Source organism: Enhygromyxa salina, assembly GCF_002994635.1.
In the GTDB taxonomy this organism is placed as follows: Bacteria; Myxococcota_A; Polyangia; order Nannocystales; family Nannocystaceae; genus Plesiocystis; species Plesiocystis salina_B.
Map to the genome: position 1 here is coordinate 268,588 of NZ_PVNL01000138.1, position 7,173 is coordinate 275,760.

The window sequence follows — 7,173 nt, forward strand, 5'->3', positions numbered from 1 at the left end:
CTGTGCGAAGCTCCAGCCTGCCGCATGCCTGATCGCGCCGCTGCCAACGTCACCCCTGCCGCCACCGAGGTCCGCTACGCCGCCGGCGCCCGCGTCGAGATCCGCGACGAAGAGTGGATGGTCCGCAGCGTCCAGGGCACGGCCACCGGCGGCCACGCGCTGCGGGTCGTCGGCGTCAGCGACCTGGTCCGGGGCCGCGAGTCGATGTTCCTGGACGACCTGGATCAGGTCACCGTCCTCGACCCCCGCGAGACCGCGCTGGTCGGCGACGACTCCCCGCAGTACCGACGCACCCGCCTGTACCTCGAGAGCCTGCTGCGGCAGTCGCCGCCGACCAGCGCCGCGCTGACGATCGGCCACCGCGGGGCCATGAACGTCAACCAGTATCAGCTGGTCCCCGCGGCCAAGGCCCTGGCCCAGCCGCGCGCGCGGATCCTGATCGCCGACGGCGTCGGCCTGGGCAAGACCCTCGAGGTCGGGGTCCTGCTCGCCGAGCTGATCCGCCGCGGCCGCGGCCGGCGGATCTTGGTGGTCGCGCTGCGCTCGGTGCTCGAGCAGTTTCAGGGCGAGCTGTGGGCCCGGTTCACGATCCCGCTGGTCCGCCTGGACTCGCGCGGGATCCAGCGGGTCCAGCAGCAGATCCCCGCGAACATGAACCCCTTCCACTTCTACGAGCGGGTGATCATCTCGATCGACACCCTCAAGCGCGACACCAAGTATCGCCGGTTCTTGGACGACTGTCGGTGGGACGCGATCGTGATCGACGAGTGCCAGCACGTGGCCGAGCGCTCGACCCAAAAGGGCCAGGCCAGCATGCGCGCCCAGCTGGCCCAGCGGCTCGCGCGGACCTGTGACGCGCTGATCCTGACCTCGGCCACGCCCCACGACGGCCGGCCCGAGAGCTTCGCGAGCTTGATGAACCTGCTGGATCCGACCGCGGTCACCAACCCGTCGGAATTCACCAACGAGGAGATCGGCGGGCTCTACGTGCGCCGGTTCAAGAAGGACATCGAGCACGAGGTCAGCGAGTCGTTTCAAGATCGCCAGCTGGTCCCCCACCACGTCAGCGCGACGCCGGCCGAAGAGGCCCTGCTCGCCGCCCTGGCCACGGCCGAGTTCAAGACGATCGGCCGGCTGAGCAAGGCCGGCGAGTTCGCGGGCAGCGGCGCGCTGTTTCGGACCTTGCTCAAGAAGTCCGCGCTGAGCTCGGCCGACGCGCTGCTGAGCACGCTGTCCGAGCGCAGCAAGCACCCACGCCTGAGCAAGCCAGACAAGGGCGCCGGCTCGCCCGAGGCCGCCCACGATCGCGCCCTCATCGGCCAGCTGAGCAAGCTGGCCAGGTCGGCCCAGGCCGGCGAAGACACCCAGCAGCTGCCGTCCAAGCTGGCCCGCCTGATCGAGCTGCTGCGCAGCTTTGGCGACGATCGTGTGGTCGTGTTCTCCGAGCGCATCCACACCCTCGACATGCTCGAGCGCGTGCTCGGCCGCGAGCTGGGCCTCGACGACGGGGCGATCCGGCTGTTCTCGGGCAGCCTCGACGACACCAGCCAGCAACAGACCGTCAAGGACTTCGGCAGCCGCGACAGCAAGATCCGCGTGCTGCTGTGCTCCGACGCCGCCGCCGAGGGCATCAACCTCCACTTTTACTGCCACCGCCTGGTCCACTACGACATCCCGTGGTCGCTGATCACCCTCGAGCAGCGCAACGGCCGAATCGACCGCTACGGCCAGACCGAGCAGCCGCAGATCCACTACCTCCTGACCCGGGCCGCCAGCGAAGGCATCGACGCCGACATGCAGGTGCTCGATCGCCTGGTCCAAAAAGAGCACGAGGCCCACAAGAACCTGGGCGACGTGCAGTCGCTGCTGCACCTGCAAGACGCCGCCTCCGAAGAGCAGCACGTGCTCGAGGGCGTCGCCGCTGGCCACAGCCCCGAGCAGATCATCCCCGAGGTCCCCGATCCGGCCACCACCGAGTCGTTCAGCGGCCTCGACTTTCTCGCCGAGCTCGCCGCCACCCAGGCGCAGAGCGAGCGCGAGGCCCAGGAGCTCGAGCTCGCCCCGTCGATCAGCCTCTACCCCGACGACCTCAGCTTCACCCTCGACGCGTTTGGCGAGCTCGCCTCGGCCTACGACGACATTCAGCCCGCGACCGCCCACGTCGAGGCTTCGGGGCTCGAGATCGTGGCCCCGCCGGACCTCGCCCGCCGGTTCGAGCTGCTCCCGCCCGAGCTCCAGCGCGACGGCGACGGCCGGTTCAAGCTCACCACCGACCGCGAGTTTCTCATGCGCGAGTTCCAGCGGGCCCGCGAGCGCAGCCACGACTGGCCGGCCTGGGATCTGCTGTGGCCGCTCAACCCGATCAGCGAGTGGCTGTGCGATCGCCTGGTCGCCCACATGACCCGGCACGCGGCCCCGGTGATCGGCGTGGATCAGGGCCTCGAGCCCGGCCAGGTCTGCTTCATGGTCCACGCCGTGGTCTCCAACCAGCGCAGTCAGCCGACGATCAGCCAGTGGTTTGGGCTGTGCTTCACGTCCGCCGAGCAGCCCCCCACGGTCATCGAGGCCGCCCAGCTGATCGCGCAGCTGGGTCTGGATCGCCCGCTCGCCAACGACGGCCGGGCCCGCGACACCGCGCCGCTGCTGGGCCTGCGCGAGCTCGCCGTCGACGCGGCCAAGGCCCACATGGCCGCGGTCCGCAGCGCGCGGGCCAAACAATTGAAGCCAAAGATCCGCGCCGAGATCCGCCGGCTCGACAGCTGGGCCGACGCCCGCCTCGACCAGCTCGACGACCGCATCGCGGCCGAGAAGCGAGCCGTGCGCGCCGCTCAGCTCGAGCAAGAAAAGGCCCGGGTCGAGCGGCTTCAGCACGAACGCAAGCAATGGTTTCAAGAAGCGCTCGCGACCGACGCCGAGCCCTACCTGCGCATCGCCGCGGTGTTCGTGAAAGGCAGCTGAGCCATGGCGATCGACACCACCCACGTCCACAACGTCGGCGACTTCTACTCGCAGCACTACCTCGACGCGGTCCTGCCCGAGGATCTGCAGCCGGTGTTCGCGGCCTGGTCGGCCCGCGAAAAAGACGGCGGCGCCCGAGCGCCCGCCAAGCTGCTGGCCCGCCTGGCCGAGCCCTACTTCAAGGCCCTCGCCGCGTTCCAGAGCGCCGTCGACGACCCCGACACCCGCGTGGGCGTCTGCGCCAGCTTTCACGCCCAGGTGCTCGAGGCCCTGGGCTACCAGCGCGCGCCCGTGGTCCGGGCCCTGCCCGACGACACCGAGCTGCCGCTGACCCTGGCCATTGACCTGCACGGCCGGCCGTTCTTGTGGGTGATCGAGCTGCCGTTCCCCGAGTCCGAGGACGAGGCCGACCCCCTGGCCGCGCTGCCGCTCGCGTGGTTGGCCGGCCTGGAACCCAACGAACCCGACGACCCCGAACAGTCGGCCCCCCGCGCCAGCATCCGCGAGCTGCTCGACGGCCCGCTGCTGCGCCAGGACGAGCCGCCCCGCTGGGTCTTGCTGCTGGCCGGCCCCGACGTGTTCTTGGTCGACCGCGACAAGTGGCCGCAGGGCCAGCACCTCCACTTTGCCCTGGGCGAGATGCTGGGCCAGCGCAAGGCCGCCGCGCTCCGGGCCGCGGTTGGCCTCCTGCACCGCGAGGTCCTGCTGCCCGAGGGCGGCCGCTCGCTGCTCGACCAGATCGACGAGAAGTCGCACAAGCACGCGTTCGCGGTCAGCACGGATCTCAAGTTTGGCGTCCAGAAGGCGATCGAGCTGATCGGCAACGAGGCCGTCTACTACAAGGGCAAGGTCAGCAAAGAGAAGCTCTACGACCGGCCCGAGCTGGCCAGCGAGCTGGCCAACGACTGCGTCACCTACCTGTACCGGCTGTTGTTCTTGTTCTACGTGGAGGCCCGCGGCGGCGACATGGGCATCGTGCCGATGAACGCCGACGCCTACCGCCTGGGCCTGAGCGTGGAGTCGCTGCGCGACCTCGAGCTGATCCCGCTCAACACCGAGCGCGCCCGCGAGGGCTTCTTCATTCACCACAGCCTGCAAAAGCTGTTCGAGGTCGTGCACCTGGGCTGGCCGGTCAAGCGCCAGCGCGACATCAAGGCCACCTACGCCGACGCCGTCGACCTCACCGTGGTCGCCCAGCGCAGCCCGCTGTTCGACCAGGCCCGCACGCCCTTCGATCGCGACCGCACCCCGATCCTGAGCTCGGTCAAGCTGCGCAACGTGGTCTTGCAGCAGGTCATCGCCCTCTTGTCGCTGTCCAAGCCGGGCGACACCAGCCGCGGCCGGGGCCAGCGCGGGCGGATCAGCTACGCGCAGCTGGGGATCAACCAGCTCGGCGCCGTGTACGAGGGCCTGCTCTCGTACACCGGCTTCTTCACCCAAGAGGACACCTTCGAGGTTCAAAACCCCAAGGACAAGGCCGACGACGCCCGGGTGTTCTACGTGGGCCGCAGCGCGGCCGGGGACTACGCCGACGACGAGTTTCGCAAGACCGAGAGCGGCAAGAAGATCCACCACCCCAAGGGCACCTTCTTGTTTCGCCTGGCCGGCCGCGACCGAGAGAAGAGCGCCTCGTTTTACACGCCCGAGGTGCTGACCAAGTGCCTGACCAAGTACACGCTCAAAGAGCGCCTGGGTCAGCCGGGCCCGGGCCCGAGCGCAGACCCGGGTGAGCCTGGGTCTGCCGGGCTGTCGGCCACCGAGATCCTCCAGCTGACCGTGTGCGAGCCAGCGATGGGCTCGGGTGCGTTCTTGAACGAGGCCGTCAGCCAGCTCGCCCACGCCTACCTCGAGCGCCGCCAGGCCGAGCTCGACCAGCTGATCCCGGCCGAGGACTACCAGCGCGAGTGGCTGCGGGTGAAGTATCACTTCGTGGTCAACAACTGCTACGGCGTGGACCTCAACCCGCTCGCGGCCGAGCTGGGCAAGGTCTCGCTGTGGCTGGGTGTCCTGCAGCCTGGCGTGGAGGCGCCGTATCTGGACCCGCGGATCAAGGTTGGCAACAGCTTGATCGGCGCGCGCCGGGCCGTGTACGCGCCCGAGGATCTGCTGCGCAAGCCCAACAAGAAGACCGGCGCGGTCAACTGGCTGGGCCTCGTGCCCAAGCGGGTCGCCCCCGGTGAGGCCCGGCCGGCCGGGCACATCTATCACTTCTTGGTCCCCGACGAGGCCATGGCCCCGTACGAGAAGGACAAGGTGGTCAAGAAGCTGTGGAGCGAGCAGATCGGCGAGCTCAAGGCGTGGCGCAAGGCCGCGTGCAAGCCGTTTAGCAAGGGCGAGGTCGCCCGGCTGCAGGCGCTGAGTGATGCGATTGATCAGCTGTGGGGAATCCACGTCGAGCAGCGCGGCAGCGTGCTCGAGCGGGTCCGGCAGCCGATCCAGCTGTGGGGGCAGCCGGAGATCCAGGCGGGGCCGGACAGCCGGTGGAAGACGATTGAGGAGTGCGAGCTGATCGGGCAAGCGACCCAGCGGGCCGGCAGCGCGGGGCGGCGGCTGCGTGCGGTCATGGATTATTGGTGCGAGCTGTGGTCGTGGTCGCTCGATGACGTGAAGGGGCTGCCGAGCCGTGAGGCGTGGGCGGACAAGGTCGAGGCGATGCTGACCGGGCGCGAGGTGCCGGTGATCGCGGGGCGGTATCTGCACTGGGAGCTGGAATTTGCGGAGGTGTTTGCGGGGCGGGGTGGGTTTGATGTGATCTTGGGGAATCCGCCTTGGATTAAATTGGAGTGGAAGGAGGCGGGGATCCTTGGGGATCTGCGGCCGACGATGGAGCTGCGGAAGCTGAGCGCGAAGCAGGTCGCGGATGAGCGGGACGAGGCGTTGGGGTCGGCGGCGGCTCGGGCGGGGTACGTGGCGGAATTTTGTCAGATGATGGGGGGGTTGGGGTTCCTGAACGCGGTCGGTAACTATCCGCTGCTCGCGGGGGTGCAGACCAACTTGTACAAGTGCTTTCTCTCGGCGGGGTGGGAGCGGTTATCGTCGTCTGGGGTTCAGGGGTTGTTTCACCAGGCCGGTGTCTTCGATGACCCCAAAGGGGGAGCACTGCGTACGGAACTCACAGGACGTGGGTTCCTTTTAGCTCGGCTCCGAAATGAATTAATGCTCTTCCCGGAGATCGGGCACCAACGTCCTTACGCGTTCTCGACATCGGGCGGAGTGTTTCGCCCAGGCGTACTCCTCGTATCTAATTTGCTGCACCCGTCCACTCTCGAATCCTCATTCGAGCACGACGGGTACGGCCCCGTGCCAGGATTCAAGACTACCGAGGGCAACTGGGATCTGCGTCCTCATGCGTCGCGGCTCGTGAAGGTCGACGAGCAAGCGCTGGCGCTGTTCGCCAAGCTCTACGACGCACATGGGACGCCTGCATCCCAGGCTCGGCTGCCCGTGGTTCACAGCCGCGAGATGCTCTCGGTGCTGCGTCGCTTCGCCGACGCGCCGCGAAAGCTGTCAGACGAAGCGGGCAATTACTTTTGTACGGTGTGCTTCGACGAGACCGGCCGACAGCGAGACGGGACGATTCGACGGGAGGTTCGCTTTCCCGACAAACTCGGAGAATGGGTCGTGTCGGGACCGCATATTTATGTGGGCACTCCGTTCAACAAGACGCCCAACGAGGGTTGTGCTACCAAGGGAGACTACAGCGCCATCGACCTGACGCAGATCAGCGAAGACTACCTGCCCCGCACCAACTACGTCCCAGCCTGCTCGCCGGCCGAGTATCGCAAGCGCACACCGACCTGGAACGGCCGGCCCGTGACCGAGTACTTTCGATACGTCCACCGACGAATGCTGGCGCCGACAGGTGAGCGAACACTCATACCTGCGCTCGTTCCTCCGGGCGCAGCCCATGTGCACACGGTGCTGAGTCTAACCGCGGAAGAACCCCTGGTCGTGCTCCTCGCCGGCATGGGGGCCAGCTTGCCAGCCGATTTCTTCTTCAAGACAACTGGCAAGAACGACCTCTACGCCGAAGCACTCTCGTTGATCCCGCTCCCAGTCGTCCAAATTGCCAATGCGATGACAACGCGCTCGTTGTTTCTGAACGCGCTCAGCTCCGCCTACGCCCCCCTGTGGGACCGCAACCTCCCGAAGACCCTCCTTCCCTCCGCCAAGCCCGACCCCCGCACCGCCAATTGGCAAACGTCCCCCCGCAAG

At 67.8% G+C, this 7,173-nt stretch carries 2 protein-coding genes; both read left to right on the forward strand.

The features are described from left to right. Nucleotides 1-24: 24 nt before the first annotated feature. On the forward strand, nucleotides 25-2,958 hold the full coding sequence (locus tag ENSA7_RS38055) for a helicase-related protein (protein WP_106094329.1): 2,934 nt from the start codon (nucleotides 25-27) through the stop codon (nucleotides 2,956-2,958). Between the two features lie 3 nt (nucleotides 2,959-2,961). Further along, nucleotides 2,962-7,173: Eco57I restriction-modification methylase domain-containing protein (locus tag ENSA7_RS44645; protein WP_181234506.1), on the forward strand; the 4,212-nt coding region annotated here is incomplete at its 3' end.

Bases quoted from the DNA above. Each gene is read 5' to 3' on its own strand.
- ENSA7_RS38055 (WP_106094329.1), top strand. From the start codon at position 25: ATGCCTGATCGCGCCGCTGCCAACGTCACCCCTGCCGCCACCGAGGTC.